The organism is Leifsonia aquatica (genome assembly GCF_014190775.1).
Taxonomy (GTDB): Bacteria; Actinomycetota; Actinomycetes; order Actinomycetales; family Microbacteriaceae; genus Leifsonia; species Leifsonia aquatica.
Genome location: NZ_JACHVP010000001.1, coordinates 653599 through 677810 on the forward strand (window position 1 = coordinate 653599; position 24212 = coordinate 677810).

Here is a 24212-nt window from a genome sequence, read left to right on the forward strand (position 1 = left end):
CAGTATCGTGCTTCGCCCCGCGACCCGCGAGAGCCTCGGGGGGTCAGGCGACCGTGACGGTGATCGTATGCAGGCCCGTCGCACCGTCGGGCACGACGTCCTGCTCCTTCGCGGTCTGCACCGTTCCCCGGGCGTCCGTGGCGCGCACCGTCAGCGTGTGGGTGCCCGGTTCGGCGGCCCACTCGTACTTCCACTGCCGCCAGGTGTCGATGGAGATGGCGTCCGCGAGCTGTGCCGGGACCCAGTCACCGTGGTCGACCCGCACCTCGACCGCGCTCACTCCGACGTGCTGCGACCAGGCGACGCCGGCCACCGCCACCGTCCCCGCCTTCACCTGGCGGCCCGCCGCCGGGACGTCGATGCGGGACGACAGCTTGACCGGGCCGCGCTCGGACCATCCCCGATCCGTCCAGTACGAGGTGACGGCGTCGAACCGGGTCACCTGCAGCTCCACCACCCACTTCGTCGCCGAGACGTAGCCGTAGAGACCCGGCACCACCATCCGCACCGGGTAGCCGTGCTCGAGCGGCAGGGGCTGGCCGTTCATCCCGACCGCCAGGATCGCCGCACGCTCGTCGGTGAGCGCCTCGATCGGTGTGCTCGCCGTCCAGCCGTCCTGGCTGCGCGAGAGCACCATGTCGGCCCGCGCCGTCGGCTTCGCCCGGGCCAGGAGGTGCCGGATCGGGTAGCCCAGCCAGCGCGCGTTGCCGATGAGGTCGCCGCCGACCTCGTTCGAGACGCAGGTGAGCGTCGTCACCGACTCCTCGAGCGGCAGGGCGAGTAGCTGGGCGTACGTCAGCTCCACCTCGTGCTCGACCATCCCCGTGATGCGCAGGCGCCAGTCCTGGGGCTGGATGCCGGGGATCTGGAGGGCGGTGTCGATCCGGTAGAAGTCCGCGGCGGGCGTGACGATGGGGGAGAGGCCGGGGATGGGGAACGACGCCCCGGCCGGGATGGGCGGCGCCGTCGTCGCGGGCGTCGGCAGATGGAACGCCGCGCGGGCGGCCGCCGCGGCCCGGTAGCCCGCCGCCACGACCTGGCCGGCGACCACCGCGATCGCCCCCGCAATGGCCGTGCCCGACGCGGCCAGCACGAAACGACGCCTGGTCACCTCTCCCTGCGGCGCGACCCTCGTCGGCTCGGTGCCGCGCAGCAGCCGGATCAGCCAGGCGAGGACGAGGACGCCCACCAGCGCGGCCAGGACCGACGGCACGGCGTCGACGATCCCCGCACCGGACCGGGTCAGCGCGGCCAGCACGCCGACGGCGCCGCCCGCCGCGATGAGCACCCGCCCGAACGGCGGACGGCGCAGCTCCAGCCAGCCGGCGAGCGCACCTCCGGCCAGCACCAGCACCGCGAGCAGCGCGATCAGGAAGGCCTTGTCGCCGGTGCCGAACACCGCGATCACGGCCTCCTTCACCCATCCGGGAGCCAGGTCGATCACCAGCGAGCCGACGACGAGCACCGGGCTGCCGTCCTGCACCACGAAGGCGCTCACCAGCTCGGCGGCCCCGACGCCGGCCACGACGCCCGCGACACCGGCCAGGGCCGCCCGCGCGCGCATCGACATCATGATCGAAGCGTAGGGGCGCCGGCTGTGCGTCGGAAGAGAAGGCGGGGCGCGGCATGAGAGCCTTGGAGGCATCATGACGTCTCCTGCACCCGTCCGGCTCCTCGTCGACGACATCCCCGGCCACACCGGCCCGGGCACCGCGAGCGAGGACACCGTCTATGAGACGTTCGTCGCCTGGGCGGAGGCCGGAGGCATCTCGCTCTACCCGGCGCAGGACGAGTCCGTCATCGAGATCGTCGCCGGCGCGAACCTCATCCTGAGCACGCCGACCGGCACCGGCAAGTCGCTCGTCGCCGTCGCCGCGCATTTCGCCGCCCTCTCCCGCGGCGAGCGCAGCTACTACACGGCGCCGATCAAGGCACTCGTCTCTGAGAAGTTCTTCGCCCTGGTCGACATCTTCGGCGCCGAGAACGTCGGCATGATGACCGGCGACTCCGCCGTGAACCCCGACGCGCCCATCATCTGCTGCACGGCCGAGATCCTCGCCAACCTCGCCCTCCGTCACGGCGAGGACACCCCGGTCGGCCAGGTCGTGATGGACGAGTTCCACTTCTACGCCGACCCCGACCGCGGCTGGGCGTGGCAGGTCCCGCTGCTGACCCTCCCGCACGCCCAGTTCGTGCTGATGTCGGCCACCCTCGGCGACGTGACGGCGCTCGCCGCGGACCTCACCCGGCGCACCGGCCGCGAGACCGCCACGGTCACGGGCGTCGAGCGCCCGGTGCCGCTGCACTACTTCTACGAGCTGTCGCCCATCCACGAGACGATCGACGACCTCCTGCACACCGGGCAGGCGCCGATCTACGTCGTCCACTTCTCTCAGCTCGCCGCGCTCGAACGCGCCCAGTCGCTCTCCAGCGCGAAGATCGCCGACCGCGAGCAGCGCGACCGCATCGCCGAGCTGATCGGCGACTTCCGCTTCACGACGGCGTTCGGCAAGACGCTCTCGCGCCTCCTCCGCCAGGGGATCGGCGTGCACCACGCGGGGATGCTGCCGAAGTACCGCCGCCTCGTCGAGCAGCTCGCCCAGCGCGGCCTGCTCCGCGTGATCTGCGGGACGGACACCCTCGGGGTCGGCATCAACGTCCCGATCCGCACCGTGCTGCTCACCGCGCTCACCAAGTTCGACGGCACGCGGATGCGGCAGCTCAACGCCCGCGAGTTCCATCAGATCGCCGGTCGGGCCGGGCGCGCCGGATACGACACCGCGGGGACCGTCGTCGCGCAGGCCCCCGAGCACGAGAGCGAGAACCTCAAAGCGATCGAGAAGGCCGGCGACGACCCGAAGAAGCGGCGCAAGATCGTCCGCAAGAAGGCGCCGGAGGGCTTCGTCTCCTGGGGCGAGCCGTCCTTCCGCAAGCTGATCGACGCCGAGCCCGAGACGCTCACCTCCTCCATGCAGATCACGAGCGCCATGCTCATCAACGTGATCGGCCGCGGGGGCGACGTCTACGGCCACGTGCGCGCCCTCGTCTTCGACAACCACGAGCCGTGGAAGCGGCAGCTCGCCCTCGCCCGCCGCGCGATCGAGCTGTACCGCTCGCTCCTGACCGCCGGGGTGATCGAGAACGTGGGCGGGGAGATCCGGCTCACGGTCGACCTCCAGCCCAACTTCGCCCTCAACCAGCCGCTCTCGCCGTTCGCGCTCGCCGCGTTCGAGCTGTTCGACGCCGAGTCGCCGCAGTTCGCGCTCGACATCGTCTCCGTCGTCGAGTCGACGCTGGACGACCCGCGCCCGGTCATCTCCGCCCAGCAGTTCCAGGCGCGCGGCGAGGCCGTCGCCGCCATGAAGGCCGAGGGGATCGAGTACGACGAGCGCATGGCCGCGCTCGAGGAGGTCACGCACCCCAAGCCGCACGACGAGCTGCTCCACGAGGCCTTCGCGACGTACGCCTCCAGCCAGCCGTGGGTCGCCGACTTCGAGCTGCGCCCCAAGTCGGTCGTGCGCGACCTGTACGAGCGGGCGATGACGTTCGGCGAGTTCATCGCCTTCTACAAGCTCGCGCGTTCCGAGGGCGTCGTGCTGCGGTACCTGTCCGACGCGTACCGCGCGCTGGGGCAGACGGTGCCGCTCGACCTGCGCACCGAGGACCTCCGCGACATCATCGAGTGGCTCGGCGAACTCGTCAGGCAGGTCGACTCGAGCCTGCTCGACGAGTGGGAGGAGCTCATCCACCCCGACGCCGCCCGGCACGCCGCCGAGTCGACCGAGCTCGCGCCTCCCGCGCCGCGCAACGTCACCACCAACCGGCGGGCGTTCTTCGTGCTCGTGCGCAACGAGCTGTTCCGACGCGTGCAGCTCGCCGCCCTCGACCGGGTGCCGGAACTCGGGACGCTCGAGGCGGAGGCCGCGGCGCTGGCCGAGTCCGCGGTGCCGTCCTTCACCGAGCAGCAGTGGGATGCGGCCCTCGAGGACTACTACGAGGAGCACGACGAGATCCTCACCGACGCCGCCGCGCGCTCGGCGACGATGATCGTCGTGGACGAGACCCCCGCCGCGTCCGAGGGCGTCTGGCGGGTGCGGCAGATCCTCGCCGACCCGGCCGGCGACCACGACTGGGGCATCAGCGCGGACATCCTGCTCGAGGCCTCGGCCCGGGCCGGGGTGGCCGTGGTGCGGGTGACGGGCGTCGAGCGGCTCTAGCGATTTTGACGGCGGACCGCCGCCGTGTGAGTATCTACACGGTCGCTTGATCGCGCGCCAGGTCACTTGCATGACATCCCGGTGAACGGTTGTATCGGGGTGGATCGCATCCCCCACACGAGAAAGAATCCGGTGGACCTCACCCTCATCATCGTGCTGGTCATCGCGCTGGCCCTGTTCTTCGACTTCACGAACGGTTTCCACGACACCGCGAACGCGATGGCGACCCCCATCGCGACCGGTGCGATGAAACCGAAGGTGGCCGTGGCTCTGGCCGCCGTCCTCAACCTGATCGGCGCTTTCCTCTCGACGGAGGTGGCGAAGACCATCTCCGGCGGCATCATCAAGGAGGGATCGGGCGGCGTGCAGATCACGCCGGAGCTGATCTTCGCCGGACTGGTCGGCGCGATCGTGTGGAACATGGTCACGTGGCTGTTCGGCCTGCCGTCCTCGTCCAGCCACGCGCTGTTCGGCGGGCTCATCGGCGCGGCCATCGTCGGCGCCGGGATCGGTGCGGTCGACTTCCTCGTCGTGCTCGACAAGGTCATCCTGCCTGCGCTCATCGCGCCGGTGACGGCCGGCGTGGTCGCGTACTCCGCGACGAAGCTCGCCTACTGGATCACCCGCCGCTACGACGGCCGGCCCGACGGCCGCGGCGGGTTCCGCTACGGCCAGATCTTCTCCTCCTCGCTCGTCGCACTGGCGCACGGCACCAACGACGCCCAGAAGACGATGGGCGTCATCACCCTCACGCTCATCGCGGCCGGCCTCCAGACCGCGGGCACTGGGCCCGAGCTGTGGGTCGTCGTCTCCTGCGCCCTGGCCATCGCGATCGGCACCTACTCGGGCGGCTGGCGCATCATCCGCACCCTCGGCCGCGGCCTCACCGAGGTCAAGCCCGCCCAGGGCTTCGCCGCCGAGACCAGCACCGCGGCGACGATCCTCGCCTCCAGCCACCTCGGCTTCGCCCTCTCGACCACGCAGGTCGCCTCCGGATCGGTCATCGGCTCCGGCCTCGGCCGCCGCGGGTCGTCCGTGCGCTGGGGGACCGCCGGGCGCATCGCCATCGGCTGGCTGCTCACCCTGCCCGCCGCGGGCATCGTCGGCGCCGTCGCCGCCCTCATCGCCGGCCTGGGGCCCGTCGGCATCCTCATCGACACCGTGCTCGGCGTCGGCGTCGTGACCCTCATCTTCTGGCTGTCGCGCCGCAACCAGGTGCACAGCGACAACGCGGTCGAGCCCGCCCCCGTCCAGGGTCAGAGCGAGGTCGCCGCGTCGGCCAGGGCCGTGAAGATCAAGAAGGTCAAGCCGCTCAAGAAGGAGCGCACGCGCAAGGAGTCCGCATGATCGGCATCGACTGGGTCGCGTTCGTCATCGTCTTCGCCGCCGCCATCGTCGGCGCGTGCGTCGTCGTGAGCCTCTACGCCCTCGGCACCCGGCTCCTGGCCGTCGCCGGCCGCGCCCTCGTGGTCGAGCCGGTGGAGTTCACGGACGCCATCACGGTGATCACGCCGGAGGAGGCCGCCAAGGCCCAGCGGAAGGCCGCCAAGGCCCGCAGGAAGAACCCGCTGACCGCTGGACAGAAGCGCCTGGCGCTCACCGGCGCGTACGTCTGCTTCGTCCTGACCGGCTGCGCCGTGCTCTACGGCCTGTACCTGATCATCCCCTTCTTCCACGCCTCCTGAGGCGCGCCCCGCGCGCCCTGCCTGTGCGGTTCGCGAGGGGTGACTTGGTGCGGGTATTCCGCGCCCCTTACCCGCAACTACTCACCCTTCGCGGTGCGGGCGCGCGGTGCGGGCGCGGCCGCGGACGCGCCCGCGCTCAGTCCGTGCCGCGGAGGCGGGCGACGGTGCGCATGAGGTGGTAGACGACGATCGCGGCGATGGTGCCGAGGGCGATGCCGTTGAACGTCAGCTGGCCGAGGTTCAGCGTGAAGTCCGCGATGCCGACGATGAGCGCGGTGGCCGCGGTGAACTGGTTGACGGGCTTCGAGAAGTCCACCTTGTTGTCGAGCCAGATCTTCACGCCGATGATGCCGATGAGGCCGTACAGGGCCGTCGTCACGCCGCCGAGCACGCCGGCCGGGATGGTGTTGATGACGGCGCCGACCTTGGGGGAGAGGCCGAGCAGGATCGCCACGATGCCGGCCACCCAGTACGCGGCGGTCGAATAGACCTTGGTCGCGGCCATGACGCCGATGTTCTCGCCGTACGTCGTGGTGCCCGAACCGCCGAAGAAGCCGGCGACGGTGGTCGCGAGACCGTCCGCGAAGAGCGCGCGGCCGGTGAGCTTGTTGACGGAGGGATCGGTCAGCTGGGCGACGCCGCGGATGTGCCCGACGTTCTCGGCGACGAGCACGAGCACGACGGGGAGGAAGGCGGGGAGGATGCCGAAGGTGGCGCCCGGGTTCTCGAACGGGTTGGCCGGGAGGGCGAAGGTGGGCAGCCCGATCCAGTCGGCCTTCGCCACCGCGGAGAAGTCGATCTCGCCCGCGAACGCGGCGAAGACGTACCCGACGGCCACGCCGACGAAGATGGAGAGCCGACCCAGGAGGCCCTTGAACAGCACGGTGCACAGGATGACGGCGAGCAGCGTCACGAGTGCGGTCCACGGCGCCTGCACGAAGTTGTTCTTCGCCGCGGGCGCCAGGTTGAACCCGATCAGGGCCACGATCGCACCGGCCACGACGGGCGGCATGAGGGTGTCGATCCAGCCCGTGCCGGTGAGGATCACGATCCCGCCGACGATGGCGAGCAGCACACCGACGGCCACGATCCCGAACAGGGCGCTGCCCATCCCGTTGCTGGCCGTCGCGGCGGTGATCGGCGCGATGAAGGCGAACGACGAGCCCAGGTAGCTCGGGAGGCGGTTGCCGGTGATCAGCAGGAACAGGATGGTGCCGACGCCCGAGAAGAGCAGCGTCGTGCTCGGCGGGAAGTGCGTGAGCACCGGGACGAGGAAGGTCGCACCGAACATCGCGACCACGTGCTGGGCGCCGAGCCCGATGGTGCGGGGCCAGGTGAGACGCTCGCCGGGGAGCACGATCTCGTGGGCGCCGACGTTCTTCCCGTCGCCGTGCAGCGTCCAGGGCAGGGCCATGTGTGTCCTCCGGTAGGTGGCTTGGAATTAGGCTGGTACACGGCGCGTCGCGCCCATCGGCCGTCCGATCCGGTGAACACCCGGTGAACCGCCCTACGAGATACTACGGGAGACCATCATTTCCGCTCCGACCTCCACGACCGAGCCGACCGAGCCGACCGCCACGGGTCGCTTCGACCGCTTCTTCGAGATCACCAAGCGCGGCACGACCTGGGCCACCGAGGTCCGCGGCGGCGTGCTGACGTTCGTGACGATGGCGTACATCGTCATCCTGAACCCGCTCATCCTGGGCGGCACGCCGGACGTCTCCGGCCACTCGCTGCAGGGCGCACAGGTCGCCGCGGTCACCGCGCTGAGCGCGGGCGTCATGACGGTGCTGTTCGGTCTTGTGGCGCGTCTGCCGTTCGCCTTCGCCGCCGGACTGGGCATCAACTCGTTCCTCGCGGTGAACGTGGTGCAGGTGCTCACCTGGCAGGAGGCGATGGGGCTCGTCGTCATCAACGGCCTCATCATCGTGCTGCTGTCGGCGACCGGCCTGCGCAAGCTGATCTTCAACGCCGTCCCGGCGCAGCTCAAGACGGCGATCACGGTCGGCATCGGCCTCTTCATCGCGTTCATCGGCTTCGTGGACAGCGGCTTCGTGCGCAGCACGAACATGTCGTCGCCGCCCGTGCAGCTCGGCGAGGCGGGCTCCATCGCGACCGTCCCGACCCTGATCTTCCTGCTCGCCCTCGTGATCATGGGCGTGCTCATGGCCCGCAAGGTCAAGGGCGCCCTGCTCATCGGCATCGTCGCGGCCACCGTCGTCGCGATCATCGTGGAGGCCATCTGGCCGGTCGGCCCGTCGATGGGCGGCAAGAACGCCGGCGGCTGGAACCTCACGGTCCCGCAGCTCCCGAGCTCCCTCGTCTCGCTGCCGAACCTGGGCCTCGTCGGCCAGGTCGACATCTTCGGCTCCTTCGGCCGCATCGGCGCGCTGGCCGCGATCATGCTGGTCTTCACCCTCGTCTTCACGAACTTCTTCGACGCCATGGGGTCGATGACGGGCCTCGCGCGCAGCGCCGGGCTGGCGAAGGAGGACGGCACGTTCCCGCGCCTGCAGCCCGCGCTCATCGTGGAGGGCGTCGGTGCGGTGGTCGGCGGTGCGACCTCCTCGTCGTCCAACACGGTGTTCGTCGAGTCCGCGTCGGGCATCGGCGAGGGCGCCCGGACCGGTTTCGCATCGGTCATCACCGGTGTGCTCTTCCTGCTCGCGATGTTCTTCACCCCGCTGACCCAGGTAGTCCCGCTGGAGGTCGCGGCCGCGGCGCTCGTCATCGTCGGTGCGCTCATGGTCGTGCAGATCCGCCACATCGACTTCAGCGAGTTCTCGAGCGTGCTGCCGGTGTTCCTGACGATCATCGTCATGCCGCTGACCTACTCGATCGCCAATGGCATCGGCGTCGGCTTCATCAGCTGGGTGCTGGTCCGGTCGCTGTCGGGCAAAGCCCGCGAGATCAGCCCGCTGCTGTGGGTCGTGGCCGCCGGCTTCCTGATCTACTTCGCCCGCGGACCGATCGAGGCGTTCCTCCCGCACTAGGCGGCGTCGCGCGATCCGGCTCGGGGAAACCCCCGAGCCGGATCCGGGGGTTTCCCCGATACCGGCGAAACACGCCGCCCGCTTGACTGGACGCATGACCAGCACGGACACGCAGAGCCCGAGTTCCCCGCACGCTTACCCGCAGACCGCGGCCCCGACCAACTCGGCGGACTACCGCACCCTCAGCGTCACGAGCTTCGTGCTCGGCCTCGCCTCGATCGTGTTCGGCTGGACCTTCGTCGCCCCGATCGCGGGCCTGGTCGTCGGCATCATCGCGCTCGGCCGCGAACCGCTCGGCCGGACCTTCGCCGTCTGGGGGATCGTGCTGAACGCGCTCATGCTGTTCGGTGTCCTCCTCGGCCTCGTGCTCGCGCTCGCCGGCATCGGCCTCGGCCTGACCTTCCTGCCGTTCGCCTTCCTCTGACGCGGGAGGCGCTCTGATCAGGGCGGCGCTCATCGCCTGAGAGAATGGACGGATGGAACAGCCTCACCTCGTCCGCCCGCACAGCTACGTCGTGCGCGGACGGAAGACCGAAGCGCAGCAGCGCGCGATCGACGAGCTCTGGCCCGACTACGGCGTGGACTTCGACGGCTCGCCCCTCGACCTGGACGCGATCTTCGGCCGCACGGCGCCGCGCACGGTCGAGATCGGCTTCGGCAACGGTGAGAACCTGCTCACCCTCGCCGAGCGGCATCCCGAGCGCGACTTCCTCGGCGTGGAAGTGCACGGTGCCGGTGTCGGTCGTGTGCTCGCCGGGATGCGCGACCGCGGGCTCACGAACATCCGGGTGGTGCGGCACGACGCGGTGGAGGTGTTCCACACCGGGCTCGCCGCGGGCAGCGTGGCGGAGGTGCTGATCTTCTTCCCCGACCCGTGGCCGAAGGTGCGCCACCACCGCCGGCGGCTCGTGCAGCCGGACGTCGTGAAGATCATCCTCCCGGCGCTCTCGTCCGACGGCGTGCTGCGGCTCGCGACCGACTGGGAACCGTACGCCGAGCACATGCTCGAGGTGCTCGACGCCGAGCCCGCGCTGGTGAACGTCGCGGGTGACGCGCACTTCGTCCCGCGCCCGGAGGACCGCCCCGTCACGAAGTTCGAGCGGCGCGGAGAGAAGCTGGGCCACGCGATCTTCGACCTGGAGTACCGCCCTCGTCCGTAGGATGGGCGCATGACCACTGGGCTCACCGCCATCGGGCAGACCGCCGACGCTCTGCGCACGACCTTCGACAGCGGGGCGACCACGCCCCTCGCCTGGCGGGTGGCGCAGCTGCGCGCCCTCCGGAGACTGCTCACCGAGCGTGCCGCGGAGCTGGAGGACGCGCTCCTCGCCGACCTCGCGAAGAACCCGACGGAGTCGCAGATCGCCGAGATCGGCTTCGTCGTCGGCGAGATCGACCACATGCTCCGCAACCTGCGCCGCTGGCTGCGGCCGAAGCGCGTGGGCGTTCCCGGGGCCCTGCTCCCCGGAAAGGCCTTCACGATGCTGGAGCCGGTCGGCGTCGTGCTCGTCATCGCGCCCTGGAACTACCCGGTGCAGCTGCTGCTCGCCCCGCTCGTCGGGGCGCTGGCGGCCGGGAACGCGGTCGTGCTGAAGCCGTCGGAGCTCGCTCCGGCCACCTCCGCCGCGATGGCGCGTCTCATCCCGCAGTACCTGGACACGCGGGCGGTCGCGGTCGTGGAGGGTGCGGTGCCCGAGACGACCGAGCTGCTCGCGCTCCGCTGGGACCACATCTTCTTCACCGGGAACGGCCGGGTCGGCCGCATCGTGGCCGCCGCGGCCGTCGAGCACCTCACGCCGGTCACCCTCGAGCTCGGCGGCAAGTCGCCGGTCTACGTCGACGACTCGGTCGACATCGCGGCCGCCGCGCGCCGCATCGCCTGGGGCAAGTTCATGAACGCCGGGCAGACCTGCGTCGCCCCCGACTACGTCCTCGCGACGTCGTCGGTCGCCGCGCGGCTGGCCGACGCGCTGCGCGTCGCGATCCGCGAGCTGTACGGCGACGACCCGGCGCAGAGCCCCGACTACGGGCGCATCGTCGACGACCGCCAGTTCACGCGGCTGGCCGGCCTCCTCGACGGCGCCGGGACCACGGCGGTCGGAGGCGGTCAGGATGCGGCGAGCCGTTATCTCGCCCCGACGGTGCTCACCGACGTGCCGCGCGACGCCGCCGTGATGGCGGAGGAGATCTTCGGCCCCATCCTCCCGATCGTGCCGGTGACCGGCCTCGACGACGCGATCCGCTTCATCCGGGCGGGCGACAAGCCGCTCGCGCTCTACGCCTTCACCGAGCGCGCCGCCGTGCGCCGCCGCATCCTGACCGAGACGAGCTCCGGAGCGGTGGGCTTCGGGGTCCCGGCGGCGCACCTCGCCGTCGGCGGACTGCCGTTCGGCGGCGTGGGGGAGAGCGGGGCCGGCGCCTATCACGGCGAGCGGTCGCTGCGGGTCTTCAGTCACGAGAAGGCCGTGCTGAGCAAGCCGCTCGCACCCGACACGATGAAGCTGATCTACCCGCCGTACACGGAGGGCAAGGACCGCTTCGCCCGCGGCCTCCTGCGCAAGCTGGGCTGAGCGGCCGGCCGAGCGGGCACGCACGAGCAGCTCGCTCGGCGGTGTCTCGGATTCGAGACGGATCGTCCACCGCGCCTCCAGGGCCCCGCGGTAGGTTGGTGCTGTCGGCGGCCACGAACGGCCGACACCCCCGCGCCGGTCCGTCCGGCGAGCCAACCGCACAACGAGAGGCAACGGTGCCAACCGTGAACCCGCCAACCATGATGGATGATCCCCAGACCCAGCCCGTTCCCGTGATCCCGGCGTCGATCGTCGACGCCTCGGAGAACGTGTCCGACGTGCCCGATCCGAGCGCGGCGACCGGGCCGACCCGCACCGAGACCGACTCGCTCGGCAGCCGTGAGATCCCGGCCGACGCCTACTGGGGCGTGCACACCTCCCGTGCGCTCGAGAACTTCTCCATCGCCAAGCGACCGATCTCGGTCTACCCCGATCTGATCGTCGCGCTCGCCAGCGTCAAGCAGGCGGCCGCTCGCGCCAACCTCGAGATCGGCGTCCTGGAGCCGCACAAGGCCGACCTGATCGACCGCGCCTGCCAGCTCATCATCGACGGCCGCTTCCACGACCAGTTCGTGGTCGGCGTCATGCAGGGCGGTGCCGGCACGTCGACGAACATGAACGCCAACGAGGTCATCGCCAACGTCGCGCTCGAGCTCGACGGCCGGCCGAAGGGCGACTACGCGACGCTCAGCCCGATCGACGACGTCAACCGCAGCCAGAGCACGAACGACACGTACCCGACGGCGATCAAGATCGCGCTCACGTTCGCTCTCGCCCATCTCCTCGACCAGCTGGCCCTGCTGCGCGACTCGTTCGCGAGCAAGGGGGAGGAGTTCCGGCACATCCTGAAGGTAGGCCGCACCCAGCTGCAGGATGCCGTCCCGATGACCCTCGGCCAGGAGTTCCACGGCTTCGCCACCACGCTCACGGAGGACCACGCGCGTCTCACCGAGACCAAGTGGCTGCTCGCCGAGATCAACCTCGGTGCGACCGCCATCGGCACCGGTATCACGGCCGACCCGGGATACGCGGCCGCCGCGGTGCGCCATCTCAACGCGATCACCGGTCTCAACCTCGAATCCGCGCCCGACCTGATCGAGTCGACCAGCGACGCGGGCGCGTTCATGTCGTTCTCCGGCTCGCTCAAGCGCAGCGCGATCAAGCTCTCGAAGATCTGCAATGACCTCCGGCTGCTCTCCTCGGGCCCGCAGGCGGGGCTGGGCGAGATCAACCTCCCGCCGCGCCAGGCCGGGTCCAGCATCATGCCGGGCAAGGTCAACCCGGTCATCCCGGAGGTCGTCAACCAGGTGGCCTTCTCCGTCGCCGGCGCCGACGTCACCGTCACGATGGCGGCCGAGGGGGGTCAGCTGCAGCTCAACGCGTTCGAGCCCGTCATCGCCCATTCGCTGCTGCAGAGCATCACGTGGATGACGCAGGCCTTCCACACCCTGCGCGTCAACTGCGTCGACGGCATCACGGCCAACGTGGAGCGGCTCGGCGCGATGGTCGGCTCGTCGGTCGGCGTCATCACCGCACTCACCCCGCACATCGGCTACGCGGCCGCGGCCGCCCTCGCCAAGTCGGCGCTGCTGACCGGCCACAACGTGGCCGACCTCGTGGTGGACGCGAAGCTGATGAGCCGCGAGGAGGTCACCCGCCTGCTCTCGCCGGCCCGCCTGAGCGGACTGGAGACCGTCACCACGGCCATCCCGGTGATCGACGTGGAGGCGGCGACGGACTAGCGCCCGGGCGCTCAGGCGCGCGCGTCCGCCTCGCGGAACAGGGCGATCATGTCGCGCCCGAGCTGGTGGGGCGCCGTCTCGCACGGGCTGTGCCCGGTGCGGTAGACGGCGAGGCGTGCGCCGAGTGCGTCCGCGTTCGCGGCGTGGAGAGGCGTCGGCCACAGGTCGTGGTCGCCCGTTGCCACCAGCACCGGGATGCCGCTCGCGGCGACGCGGGCGCGCACGTCCGGCACGCGCTTCATCAGGCCGACCATGTCATCCACGCTGGACCGCCGCGTCAGGTCGAAGCGGGAGCGCACGAAGGCGAGACGGCTGGGCGGGACCTTGTTCTTGTTCGTGACGATGCCCCAGATCATCAGCCCCGCGCCCTGGTGCCCGTTCAGGAGCCAGCTGAGCCAGCCGATCACCCGCACGCCGCGGAAGGCCTGCCCCGGCTCCGGCGGCGTCGTCAGCAGCGTGAGGGAGCGGAACAGCTCGGGATGCTCGACCAGCGCGAGCTGCGCCACGATGCCGGCGAAGGAGTAACCGAGCACGTGCGCCGCGCCGCCGTCGAGGAGGAACGCGACGAAGTCCGAGACCAGCAGGTCGTACGTGTAGTGACCGCCCGGGGGAGGCCCGGCGTCAGCCGACTCGTACTGCCCGGCGAGGTCGTAGCTCTGCACGTAGTAGCCGGCGGCGACCAGGATGGGGGCGAGGAGGTAGAAGTCCTCCTTCGACCCGGTCGCTCCCGGCACCATGACGACGCGCGGGTCCGCCGGGTCGCCGAGGGAGGCGACCGCCAGCTCACCACTGGGCGCGGCGAAGCGCGAGAAGACCGTGCCGACGGGCGCGATCGACCAGTCGATGTCAGGCAGAGCGGCGTCGAGACGTGCGGCCTCGCCGCCGTCTCCCGTGATGCCGGGCCGGCGCTCTCCGATGGACATGCATTCACGCTAGCCGACGGCGGGCGTGATTGCAGTCACCGCGTCACGTGACGCGGCAGTAGGTCGTCAGGTAGCCGATCCCGCCGATGGAGACGGTCACGGTGGACTTGTCGCGGAGGAACACCGGGGGCGTGCGCGAGTAGCCGGCGCCGCCCGGGCTGCCGGTCGAGATCAGGGTGCCCGGCTGGATGGTCGCGGAGTGCGAGAGGAACTCGATGATCTGCGCCACCGAGCGCACCATGTCGGCCGTCGAGGCGTCCTGCAGGATGGTGCCGTCGACATTGGTGGTGAGCCACAGATCCTGCGGGTCGGCGACCTCGTCGGCGGTGACGACGACGGGCCCGTTGGGGGTGAAGCCGTCGAACGACTTGCAGCGCGACCACTGCGCCTCGGAGAACTGGAGGTCGCGCGCCGTGATGTCGTTGACCACGGTGTACCCCCACACGTAGTCGAGGGCGTCGCGGGCGGAGACGTTGCGCGCCGGGCGCCCGATGATCACGCCGAGCTCGGCCTCGTAATCCACCTGCGTGGTGAGGTCCTCGGGCCAGGAGGTGGTGCCGCCGTGCCCGGCGAGCGAGTTCGGCCAGAGCGAGAACACGGTCGCCGCCTTCTCGCTGCGCAGCTTGAGCTCCGAGGCGTGGGCCGCGTAGTTGGCGCCGATCGCGATGACCTGCGGGGGTCGCAGCACGGCCGAGGCGTGCCGCAGCTCCGTCACCGGGGCGAGCGGACGACCGGTCGCGACCGCTTCGTCGACGATGGAGCGCACCTGCTCGAGGGCGCCCTCCCCGCGTTCGATGAGGTCCTGGAGGTCGCGCGGGGCGTCGGGCATGACCTCGTCGAGGAAGAGGGCGCCGTCGGCCACGACGGCGGCCAGGCGCGGCGTCGCGTCGGGGGTGGTGCTGAGGTGCGAGAATCTCACACCCTCCAACCTATCGGGGAGGAGGGGGCCGCGGTACTCGACAGGCAGTCGGTTCGAAGGCTGTCCGGTCGACGCGGTGTCGAACGTGAGAGAGCGTTCAGGCCACCGCGCCGGTCGCGTCCTCCGCGTGCTCCTCGCGCCAGCGGCGGCGGGCAGCGCGCCGCCGCCACGGCGACTCCTCCGGCAGGTGCATCCACAGCGTCCCGAACGCCCAGGAGAGCCGCCGGCCGAAACCGTGCCAGGTCGAGAACGGGCGCGCCGAGATCCCGACCGTGAGCCGCTCGTCGTAGCGCACGATCACGCCGGGGTCGAGGTGGAAGGCGAGATCGAGGTCGTCGTGCACCTCGCGGAGGTCGCGGTGGACGCGGCTGCGAGCGTCGGCCCAGACCTCCCGGCGCATGGCGAAGTTGGAGCCGAAGATCGGGGGATGCCCGAGCCAGATCTCCATCGACCAGAAGTAGCCGCCGATGTAGAGCACCTGGCCGAGGCCGGCGACGAACGGGTTGCCGTCGTAGAAGACGCCCGGGCCGGTGAGCACGCCGATCTCGGGGGCGTCCACGAACTCGGCCTCGATGTGCAGGAGCCAGTCGACGGGCGGGCGGGAGTCGGCGTCGATGCGGGCGATGATGTCGCCGGTGGCCGCGTCGTAGCCGGTAGCGGCCGCGGGCCAGATGCCGCGCACGGGCTGCTCCAGGACGCGGGCGCCGGCGGCGCGGGCCACGGCCGCCGTGTCGTCGGTGCTGCCGTTGTCGACGACGATGATCTCGTCGGCCGGACGCAGCTGCGTCGCGAGGTCGCCGAGGCTGCGCCGGAGCATCTCCGCGTCGTCGAGGGCCGGGATGACGACGGTGATCGTGGGCACTTCTGGCGTCACCCCTCCCACCTCGTCCGACCGGTTGTGATGCGATCCTACGCTTTGCTCGACCGCCAGAGGTGCATTCCGGCGTAGCTGCGCCACGGGGCCCAGCGGGCGCCGTACGCCGCGAGGGCTCGCGCCTCGCCGGGCAGACCGAGCCGGGCGGCGCCCTGCCGCAGGGCGAGATCGCCGGTGAGCAGGATGTCCGGGCTGCCGAGCACGCGCAGGGCGATGTAGCCGGCGGTCCACGGGCCGATGCCGGGCAGGGCGAGGAGGCGCGCCTCCAGATCGTCGCGGGACTCGCCGACGTCGACGTGCAGCGAGCCGTCCGCGAGGGCGCGGGCGACGCCGATGATCGCCTCCACGCGGCGAGCCGGACCGCGCAGCACCTCGTGGCCGCGCTCGGCGATCGCGGCCGCGGTGGGGAAAAGGCGGGTGAAGCCGCCGAGATCGATGGGCTCCCCGAGCGCGTCGGTGAGCCGGGTCAGCGCGGTGCGGGCGGCCGGCACCGAGACCTGCTGGCCGATGAGGGCGCGGAAGACGATCTCCTCGGCGTCGACCGCGCCGGGCACGCGCAGGCCCGGGGCGGAGCGGACGCTCGCGGCGAGAGCCGGATCCGCCGAGAGCGCGGCGTCGATCGCGGCGGCGTCCGCGTCGAGGTCGAGCAGGCGCCGCACCCGAGCCACCAGCGGCGCCAGGTCGGCGACATCGGCGAGGGTCGCATCGCACTGGACGGCCGGTGCCTCGGCGGTGCCGATGAGGGCGAGCCGCACGACGGCCGGGCCGTGCGGAAGGCGCAGTGCGCGGGAGTAGGAGGTGTCGCCTCCCGACTCCATCCCCGCCACGGAGCGTGCCGAGAGGAAGGCGAGGAGGGAGGCCCCGTCGAACGGTGCGCGGGCCGGGAGCCGCAGGCTCAGCGTCGCCGCGCCCGCCTCGGTCTGGGCGGCCGCTGCCGGGCGGCGGGCCGCCGCGCGGATGCCGCCGGGCGTGGTGCGGTAGATCTCGGCGATCGTCTCGTTGAACTGGCGGACGCTCGTGAATCCCGCGGCGAACGCCACATCGGTGATCGGGAGATCGGTGCCGGTCAGGAGCAGCCGCGCCGTCTGCGCGCGATGCGCACGGGCCAGGGCGAGCGGTCCGGCGCCGAGCTCGGCCGTGAGCACGCGCCCGAGGTGGCGCGGCGTGTAGCCGAGCCGGTGCGCGAGGCCGGGGACGCCCTCCCGCTCCACCGTGCCGTCGGAGATCAGGCGCATGGCGCGCGCCGCGAGGTCGTCGCGCATGTTCCATTCCGGTGAGCCGGGCACGGCGTCGGGGAGGCAGCGCTTGCACGCGCGCAGCCCGGCCTCGTGTGCGGCGGCTGCGGTGAGGTAGAAGGTCACGTTGCCCGGCTTCGGGCTGACGGCGGGGCAGCTGGGGCGGCAGTAGATGCCGGTGGAGTGGACCCCGGTGATGAACTGGCCGTCGAAACGGGTGTCGCGCGCGTTCATCGCGCGGTAGCGCTCGGCGAAGACGGGGTCCTCGAGGGGGTCGGAGGTGGGGCCGGTGGTGCGTGCCATGGCCTCAGCCTGACACGCGCCGCCGACATCGGATAGCGGAAAACGGACATGAGTGATCGGCCGCACCCGCCGCCGTCGCTAGCCTGGGCGGATGGACGTACTCGACTGGCTGACCGCGGCCCTCGGCGACGAGGCGATCGCGGCGGGTGTTCTCACGACGGATCCCGTGCTCCTCGACGCGGTGCGCACCGACCGCTCCGGCTGGATCGCCGACGGCGCGCCGCTCGCGCTCGTGAACGCGACCCGGGTGGAGCACGTGCAGGCGACCCTGCGCGCGGCGAGCGAGTTCCGCATCCCCGTCGTCCCGCGCGGTGCCGGGACGGGGCTGGCCGGCGGAGCCAACGGCACGGACGGCGCGATCGTGCTCTCGGTCGCGGGGATGGACCGCATCGTCGAGATCTCCGCCGAGGACCAGCTCGCCGTGGTCGAGCCCGGCGTCGTGAACTCCGACCTGAACGATGCGCTCGAGCCGTACGGGCTGTTCTTCGCGCCCGACCCGGCGAGTCGGGCGATCTCGACCATCGGCGGCAACATCGCCACCAACGCGGGCGGCCTGCTCTGCGCGAAGTACGGCGTGACCCGGGAGGCGGTGCTGGCGCTCGACGTCGTGCTGGCCGACGGCCGGCTCATCCGGACGGGCCACCGGACGGTGAAGGGCGTGACGGGGTTCGACCTCACGGCCCTCTTCGTCGGCTCGGAGGGCACGCTCGGCGTGATCGTCGGGGCGACCGTGCGCCTGCTCCCGATCCCGGCGGGGGAGCCGCGGACCCTCGGGGCGATCTTCCCGGATGTCCGCACCGCGGCCGCGGCGGCCGCCCGGGTCTCCGCCGCCCGGCTGCGCCCGGCGGTGATGGAGCTGATCGACGGCCCGGCGCTCGAACGCATCTCCGCGTACCTCGGCGAGCAGACGATCGCCGACGCCTTCGGCACGACGGGCGGCGGCAGCTTCCTCCTCGTGCAGTTCGACGGCCCGTCGGCGGGCGCCGATGCGATGGCCGCCGGCGCCCTGATCGCTGAGAGCGGCGGCACGGTGAGCGTCGCCGCCGACACCGCGGAGGGCGAGCGGCTGCTGGCCATCCGCCGCGCCTTCCATCCGGCGCTCGCCGGGAGCGGCGAGGTGCTCATCGAGGACATCGCGGTGCCACGCTCGCGCATGCCCGAGATGTTCGCAGCCATCGAGAGCATCTCGCAGCGGTACGGCATCCCGATCCCGACGGTCGCGCACGCCGGGGACGGCAACCTCCACCCCAACTTCGTCTACGAGGGGGAGGAGGCTCCGGCAGCGGTCTGGGAGGCCGCGGGCGATCTGTTCCGCACGGCCGTCGAGCTCGGCGGCACACTGACCGGCGAGCATGGCGTCGGCGTGCTGAAGCGGCGCTGGCTGGCCGACGAGCTCGGCCCGGACTCGTACGAGCTCCAGGTGAAGCTCAAGTCGGTCTTCGACCCGCTCGGCATCCTCAACCCCGGCAAGGTGTTCGGCTAGGGCCGAGCTCGACAGGGCCGTCGACAGAGACAGGGCCGTTAACAGACTCGACGCCCGGTGGTGCGGCGATGCCTGCAACGCTCCCGGGACGTCGAGTTATACGACTAGGGTGCCCCTCCACGGCGAGAACCGCAAGACCTTTCTCGCGCGCAGACCGACTGCGCGCAGAGCGAACGGGCTTTGACGCGGTGCTCCGTCACCGGTTGGATGGAGCACATGGCAGAGAACACCAACCAGAAGCCCGAAGTCGACGCGCCCGAGGGCCCGGCTCCGGCGACGCTCGAGATCGTCGACATCGTCGAGGGCACCGGCGCCGAGGCGACGCCCGGCGCCAAGGTCGACGTGCACTACCTCGGCGTGGAGTACGAGACCGGCGAGGAGTTCGACTCCTCGTGGAGCCGCGGGCAGTCCATCAACTTCCCGCTCAACAACCTCATCAAGGGCTGGCAGGAGGGCATCCCGGGCATGAAGGTCGGCGGTCGCCGCAAGCTCACCGTCCCGCCGGCGCTCGCGTACGGTCCGGCCGGCGGCGGTCACCCGCTCTCGGGCAAGACCCTCATCTTCGTCATCGACCTGCTCGGCGTCAGCTGATCCGACCGCACGGCACGAAGCGCTCCCTCGGCATGGCCGCAGGGAGCGCTTCGTCGTTCGGGGTGTGGGATCGATCGGACGACTCAGAGCGCCGGCGGGTGCATGTGGGTCGGGATGGCGATGCGGTTCCAGATGTTGATGGTGCCGATCGCGAGGATCAGGTTCGCGAGCGCTTCGTCGCCGAACTCGGCCAGCGCCCGGTCGTAGAGCTCGTCGGAGACGCCGCCGTCGTGGATCAGGGTCACGGCCTCCGTCAGCTCCAGGGCGGTCCGCTCGCGCTCCGTGAACCAGGTCGACTCGCGCCAGGCGGAGACCGCGAACACCTTGCGGAGCGGGTAACCGCCGCCCTGCAGGTCGACCGAGTGCATGTCGACGCAGAAGGTGCAGCCGTTGAGCTGCGAGGCGCGCAGCTTGATGAGGTCGCCGAGCGGGGCATCGACGTGCTCGCCGACGTAGCTGTCGAGCGCGACGACCGCGCGGTAGCCCTCGCGGGCGAGGGAGGATATCTGGATCCGTTCTGTCATGCCTCCACGCTAGGAGCGGCATTGGTTCGGTGTAAGTTCCAATTCGAGCGATTGCGAACAGACCGATTTTCGACAGACCGACTCCTGGAGGCGCGATGGAACTGCACGTGGCGCTGGAGGGACGGGGCGACCGCGCCGACCGGATCTACCGCGCCCTCCGCGACGCCGTCCTCGACGGCCGCCTGCGCCCGGGGGAGCGAGTGCCCCCGACGCGGGAGCTCGCCGCGCGGCTGGAGGTCGCCCGCGCGACGGTGACCACGGCGTACGAGCGCCTCACGGCGGAGGGGTACCTCGTCTCGCGCGTCGGGTCCGGGACCTTCGTGGCGGCGGTCACGGGTGCTCCGGGCATCCGTCGGTCCACCCCGGGAGCCGCCCTCCCGGCTCCGGCCTGGCAAGGGCGCGCCGACCCGCTCTGGAGCGAACCGCATCCCGTCGCCTACGACTTCGGCGTGGGGACCCCCGACCCCGCGCTCTTCCCGCTCGCGGACTGGCGGCGCTACGTCGACGCCGAGCTGCGCGGGCGGCTCCTGCGCACGGCGCACTACGGCGACCCCGCCGGGGCCGAGCGGCTTCGATCCGGCATCGCGCGGCACCTGGGGCTGGCCCGCTCGGTCGTCGCCGATCCCGACGACGTGCTGGTGACCAGCGGCGCGCAGCAGGCGTTCGACCTGATCGGGAGGGTCGTGCTCCGGCCCGGAGACACCGTCGCGGTCGAGGATCCCGGCTACCCTCCGGTGCGGCAGCTGTTCGAGACGATGGGCGCCCGGGTCGTGTCGGTGCCCGTGGACGACGACGGGCTGCGGGTGGACCTCCTGCCCCCGGCGCGCCTGGTCTACGTGACGCCGTCGCACCAGTTCCCGCTGGGCGGCGTGCTCCCGATCGACCGCCGGGTCGCGCTGCTGGAGTGGGCCGCACGGCACGACGCGGTGATCGTGGAGGACGACTACGACAGCGAGTACCGCTTCCGTTCGCGGCCGCTCGATCCGCTGCAGCGTCTCGACGCGGACGGCCGCGTGGTCTACGTCGGCACGTTCTCGAAGACGATGCTCGCGACCCTCCGGCTCGGCTTCCTCGTGGCGCCGCCCTCGCTGCTCCCGGCCCTGCGCGACGCGAAGCGCCTGACCGACTGGCACGGCGAGCCGGTCTCGCAGCACGCCATGGCGCGCTTCCTCGACTCCGGGGGATTCGCGCGGCACGTGCGCCAGGCGACCCGGGTCTACGAGGGGAGGCAGCGGATCGTGGTGGAGGAGGCGGGGCGCGTGCTGGGCGATCGCCTGGTGGTCGTCCCGTCGGTCGCCGGTCTGCACCTGGCGCTGCGTCCCCGCGGGCCGGGCTTCGACTCCGATCGCGTCGCGGCCCGTGCCGCGACGGCGGGCGTCGCGGTGCAGCCGCTCCCGCGATTCAGTGCGGGCGAGCGGAGGGAGGGGCTGCTGCTCGGCTTCGGGGCGATCTCAGCCGAGGACATCCCGGACGGCCTGCGGCTGCTCGCCGACGCGGTGTCGCGCGAGCAGCCGCGGCCGTGAACCGCGCGTCCGGACTCCGGGCGCCTGGCGCCGGGATCAGATCGCGGACCAGCCGCCGTCCGAGGCGAGCACGGCGCCGGTGACGTTGGCCGAGTCGTCGCTCAGCAGCCAGGTGATGGAGGCGGCGAGCTGCTCCGCCTGCGCGACCGGCGGGACGACCGTCTGCAGCAGCGGTCCGAGGCGCTCGCCGGCCCACGCGGAGCGCATGGTGCCCTCGACGTTGGTCGCGACGCCGCCGGGGGCGACGGCGTTCGCACGCACGCCCTTCGGTGCGTAGAACACGCTGGTGCTCTTGGTCAGGCCGATGACGGCGTGCTTGGAGGCCGTGTACGCCGCACCGGCGGCGGAGCCGCGCAGGCCCGCCTCGGACGAGACGTTCACGATCGAGCCGGAACCCGCCTCGACCATGAGCGGCAGGACGGCGCGGCTGAGGCGCATGATCGCCGTGACGTTCACGGTGAACACGCGGTCCCAGGTGGCGTCGTCGACCTCGGCCGGCGGCAGGAAGCCGTCCATGATGCCGGCGACGTTCGCGAGGGCGTCGACCCGGCCGCCCGCGGCCTCCAGCAGCTTCGCGATGGTGTCCTCGCTGGAGACGTCGCCCGCCACGGTGGCGATCTCGAGGCCGGGGTTCTCGTCGACCAGCGCGGCGAGCCGCTCGGCCGAGATGTCGCTGCCGATGACGCGGGCGCCTTCGGACGCGAGGCGCAGCGCGGTGGCCTTGCCGATGCCGGAGCCGGCTCCCGTGACGATGGCGGTCTTGCCGGCGAAACGGCCGGGCGTGGTGGTGCTCATGGTGTTCTCTCCTCGGGTCTTCCTCGACGGAACCTGCGACGCCCGCACCGGGCGTCGACCTATTTATAGCACTCGGTGCCATAATGGAACCCATGAGTTCGCCGACAGCCGATCCCGCTCCCCGCCGCCGCGGGCGTCCCGCCGACGTCGACCCGGAGAGCGTCGCGCTCCTCGCCCTGCGGCACTTCGACGAGCACGGCTACGAGGCGACGACCATGGACGACATCGCCGAGCTCTCGGGCATCGGCCGGCGCACCCTCTTCCGCTACTTCCCGAGCAAGCCCGCCCTGGTGTGGGGCGGGATGGAGCCGGTCGTCGAGCGGATGAACGCCGTGCTCGAGACGGCGCCCGACGACGAGCCGGTACGGGATGCGCTGGCCCGCGCGATCACCGCCTCCCTCGACCTCGCCCCCGACGCCGTGGAGGCGACCCGCCGGCGACTGCGCCTGCTCGGTTCCGACCCGGCGCTCATCGCGTTCGGCCTCGCGCGGCTGAGCGCCGACCAGGGGATGGTCGCGGCATTCCTCGCGCGCCGGCTCGGCGAGCCCGTCGACGGCCTGCGGGTGCAGGTGCTCGCGGGCGCCCTCGGCTCCGCCAACTTCTCGGCGCTGATCTGGTGGGCGCGCAACGACGAGGGCGACCCCGCTGCGATCGCGGTGGCCGCCCTCGACGAGCTGCTGCGCGGGTTCTGACCCGCGGCTCGTTCCGGCTCGGCCTCAGCCGTTCGGGAGGATGACCGCGCGCCCGCGGATCTTCCCCTCGTGCAGGCGCTCGTACGCCGTCGGGGCCTCGTCGAGCGAGTACGTCTCGATCTCGACCTCCACCTGCCCGGCGCGCGCCAGGTCCAGCACCTCGATCAGCTCGGCGCGCGAGCCCCAGTACGGCGTGCGCACCGCCACGTCGTACGCGATGCGGCCGAAGCCGACCGCGAGTGCTCCGCCACCGATCCCGACGATGGTGACGTCTCCCTCCGCCGCCGCCATCGCGCCGGCGAGCTCGACCGTGGGCTGCACGCCGACGAAGTCGAAGACCGCGTCCGCGCCGCGCCCTCCGGTCAGCTCCTTCACCGAAGCGACCGCGTCCGGGTTCGACAGGAACGTGCGGTGCGCGCCGACCGCGGTCGCGAGGTCGAGCTTCTCCTGGTTGACGTCGAGCGCGATGACGGTCGCCCCGCTGATGGCGCGCAGGATCTGGATGCCCACGTGGCCGAGGCCGCCCGTCCCGATCACGACGGCCGTCGTGCCGGCTCCGAGCTTCGGCAGCGAGTTCTTGATGGCGTGGTACGGCGTGAGGCCGGCGTCGGTGAGCGAGACGTTCTTCACCGGGTCGAGGCCGTCGAGCGGCACCAGGTGGCGCTCGCTGTCGACGATCATGTACTCCGCCATCGAGCCGGGCGCTCCGAGCCCGGGCGGCCGGATCTCCTCCGCCTGGGCGTTGAGGCAGTAGTTCTCCTTGCCCTGGGCGCACATGTGGCAGCGTCCACAGCCCCACGGCCCGTACACCGCGACCGCGTCGCCGGGGTGCACGCCCGTGACGCCGGCGCCCACGGCCTCCACGATCCCGGCGCCCTCGTGCCCGAGGGTGAGGGGCAGGCCGTAGACGTACTGTTCGGCGGGGAGGCCCATGATGAACTCGTCCGAGTGGCACACCCCGGCGGCGGTGACCTTCAGCAGGACCTGGCCGGGCCCGACCTCCGGATCGGGGACCTCGACGACGACGGGACGGGAGCCGATCTCGCGATATTGCAATGCCTTCATGGTCAGGACGCTACTCCGGGGGATCGCGCCGCTCTAGGACCGCGACGGGCTCCCCACGTCCACCCGCGCGGCGGTACC

At 71.6% G+C, this 24212-nt stretch carries 22 protein-coding genes; 12 read left to right on the forward strand and 10 right to left on the reverse strand.

Annotation, left to right across the window (positions count from 1 at the left end; genetic code table 11):
- Positions 1-43 precede the first annotated feature (43 nt).
- On the reverse strand, positions 44-1573 hold the full coding sequence (locus tag FHX33_RS03115; RefSeq protein WP_420870862.1) for a molybdopterin-dependent oxidoreductase: 1530 nt from the start codon (positions 1571-1573) through the stop codon (positions 44-46).
- Between the two features lie 73 nt (positions 1574-1646).
- On the opposite strand from FHX33_RS03115, the gene FHX33_RS03120 reads away from it, so the two are divergent.
- The 3 genes from FHX33_RS03120 (at position 1647) to FHX33_RS03130 (ending at position 5902) form a co-directional block, all read left to right on the forward strand.
- Positions 1647-4217: a DEAD/DEAH box helicase gene (locus FHX33_RS03120; RefSeq protein WP_021763586.1), complete on the forward strand. Its 2571-nt coding sequence runs from the start codon at positions 1647-1649 to the stop codon at positions 4215-4217.
- Positions 4218-4349: 132 nt separating this feature from the next.
- On the forward strand, positions 4350-5564 hold the full coding sequence (locus FHX33_RS03125; protein WP_179699380.1) for an inorganic phosphate transporter: 1215 nt from the start codon (positions 4350-4352) through the stop codon (positions 5562-5564).
- Entirely contained in the window at positions 5561-5902 is a 342-nt protein-coding gene (locus FHX33_RS03130) for a hypothetical protein (RefSeq protein ID WP_021763390.1), read from the forward strand. The genes FHX33_RS03125 and FHX33_RS03130 overlap by 4 nt, the downstream gene beginning before the upstream one ends.
- Positions 5903-6038: 136 nt before the next feature.
- Here the strand turns inward: FHX33_RS03130 and FHX33_RS03135 are convergent, their stop codons facing one another.
- Entirely contained in the window at positions 6039-7316 is a 1278-nt protein-coding gene (locus FHX33_RS03135; RefSeq protein WP_021763391.1) for a uracil-xanthine permease family protein, read from the reverse strand.
- Positions 7317-7409: 93 nt separating this feature from the next.
- Complete coding sequence (locus FHX33_RS21335; RefSeq protein ID WP_021763392.1) at positions 7410-7580, reverse strand: hypothetical protein; 171 nt, start codon at positions 7578-7580, stop codon at positions 7410-7412.
- On the opposite strand from FHX33_RS21335, the gene FHX33_RS03140 reads away from it, so the two are divergent.
- From FHX33_RS03140 to FHX33_RS03160, 5 genes are all read left to right on the forward strand, one after another.
- Complete coding sequence (locus FHX33_RS03140) at positions 7570-8895, forward strand: NCS2 family permease (protein WP_021763393.1); 1326 nt, start codon at positions 7570-7572, stop codon at positions 8893-8895. The two genes, FHX33_RS21335 and FHX33_RS03140, sit on opposite strands and share 11 nt — an antisense overlap.
- Before the next feature lie 94 nt (positions 8896-8989).
- Positions 8990-9319 (forward strand): DUF4190 domain-containing protein, encoded by a 330-nt coding sequence (locus FHX33_RS03145; protein WP_021763394.1) that lies wholly within the window; start codon positions 8990-8992, stop codon positions 9317-9319.
- Between the two features lie 52 nt (positions 9320-9371).
- Positions 9372-10055, forward strand: a complete 684-nt coding sequence (trmB, locus tag FHX33_RS03150; protein WP_021763395.1) for a tRNA (guanosine(46)-N7)-methyltransferase TrmB — start codon at positions 9372-9374, stop codon at positions 10053-10055.
- Positions 10056-10064: 9 nt separating this feature from the next.
- The gene (locus tag FHX33_RS03155; protein ID WP_021763396.1) at positions 10065-11465 is read left to right on the forward strand and encodes an aldehyde dehydrogenase family protein; all 1401 of its coding nucleotides are present in this window, start codon (positions 10065-10067) and stop codon (positions 11463-11465) included.
- 203 nt (positions 11466-11668) lie between these two features.
- Positions 11669-13207: an aspartate ammonia-lyase gene (locus tag FHX33_RS03160; RefSeq protein WP_039922526.1), complete on the forward strand. Its 1539-nt coding sequence runs from the start codon at positions 11669-11671 to the stop codon at positions 13205-13207.
- 11 nt (positions 13208-13218) lie between these two features.
- Here the strand turns inward: FHX33_RS03160 and FHX33_RS03165 are convergent, their stop codons facing one another.
- The 4 genes from FHX33_RS03165 to FHX33_RS03180 all read right to left on the reverse strand — a co-directional run bounded on the left by FHX33_RS03165 (position 13219) and on the right by FHX33_RS03180 (position 17461).
- Positions 13219-14130: an alpha/beta fold hydrolase gene (locus FHX33_RS03165; protein ID WP_021763398.1), complete on the reverse strand. Its 912-nt coding sequence runs from the start codon at positions 14128-14130 to the stop codon at positions 13219-13221.
- Between the two features lie 43 nt (positions 14131-14173).
- Complete coding sequence (locus tag FHX33_RS03170) at positions 14174-15049, reverse strand: fumarylacetoacetate hydrolase family protein (protein ID WP_039922525.1); 876 nt, start codon at positions 15047-15049, stop codon at positions 14174-14176.
- A 97-nt stretch (positions 15050-15146) separates the two neighbouring features.
- A complete protein-coding gene (locus FHX33_RS03175; RefSeq protein WP_338091996.1) occupies positions 15147-15923 on the reverse strand; it encodes a glycosyltransferase family 2 protein in 777 nt (258 codons plus the stop codon).
- 35 nt (positions 15924-15958) lie between these two features.
- Positions 15959-17461: an AlkA N-terminal domain-containing protein gene (locus FHX33_RS03180; protein ID WP_183428151.1), complete on the reverse strand. Its 1503-nt coding sequence runs from the start codon at positions 17459-17461 to the stop codon at positions 15959-15961.
- Between the two features lie 91 nt (positions 17462-17552).
- On the opposite strand from FHX33_RS03180, the gene FHX33_RS03185 reads away from it, so the two are divergent.
- Entirely contained in the window at positions 17553-18944 is a 1392-nt protein-coding gene (locus FHX33_RS03185; RefSeq protein WP_183428152.1) for an FAD-binding oxidoreductase, read from the forward strand.
- 216 nt (positions 18945-19160) lie between these two features.
- Entirely contained in the window at positions 19161-19535 is a 375-nt protein-coding gene (locus FHX33_RS03190; protein WP_039921815.1) for an FKBP-type peptidyl-prolyl cis-trans isomerase, read from the forward strand.
- An 83-nt stretch (positions 19536-19618) separates the two neighbouring features.
- Here the strand turns inward: FHX33_RS03190 and FHX33_RS03195 are convergent, their stop codons facing one another.
- Positions 19619-20059, reverse strand: coding sequence for a carboxymuconolactone decarboxylase family protein (locus FHX33_RS03195; protein WP_021762497.1), 441 nt, complete (start codon positions 20057-20059; stop codon positions 19619-19621).
- 95 nt (positions 20060-20154) lie between these two features.
- On the opposite strand from FHX33_RS03195, the gene pdxR reads away from it, so the two are divergent.
- Complete coding sequence (gene pdxR, locus FHX33_RS03200) at positions 20155-21582, forward strand: MocR-like pyridoxine biosynthesis transcription factor PdxR (protein ID WP_183428153.1); 1428 nt, start codon at positions 20155-20157, stop codon at positions 21580-21582.
- A gap of 36 nt (positions 21583-21618) precedes the next feature.
- Here pdxR and FHX33_RS03205 read toward each other — a convergent pair whose 3' ends face one another.
- Positions 21619-22377, reverse strand: a complete 759-nt coding sequence (locus FHX33_RS03205; RefSeq protein WP_021760525.1) for an SDR family NAD(P)-dependent oxidoreductase — start codon at positions 22375-22377, stop codon at positions 21619-21621.
- Between the two features lie 92 nt (positions 22378-22469).
- On the opposite strand from FHX33_RS03205, the gene FHX33_RS03210 reads away from it, so the two are divergent.
- Complete coding sequence (locus FHX33_RS03210) at positions 22470-23069, forward strand: acyl-CoA-like ligand-binding transcription factor (protein ID WP_183428154.1); 600 nt, start codon at positions 22470-22472, stop codon at positions 23067-23069.
- A gap of 24 nt (positions 23070-23093) precedes the next feature.
- On the opposite strand, the gene FHX33_RS03215 is transcribed toward FHX33_RS03210, so the two are convergent.
- Entirely contained in the window at positions 23094-24134 is a 1041-nt protein-coding gene (locus FHX33_RS03215; protein ID WP_021758791.1) for an NAD(P)-dependent alcohol dehydrogenase, read from the reverse strand.
- Positions 24135-24212 lie beyond the last annotated feature (78 nt).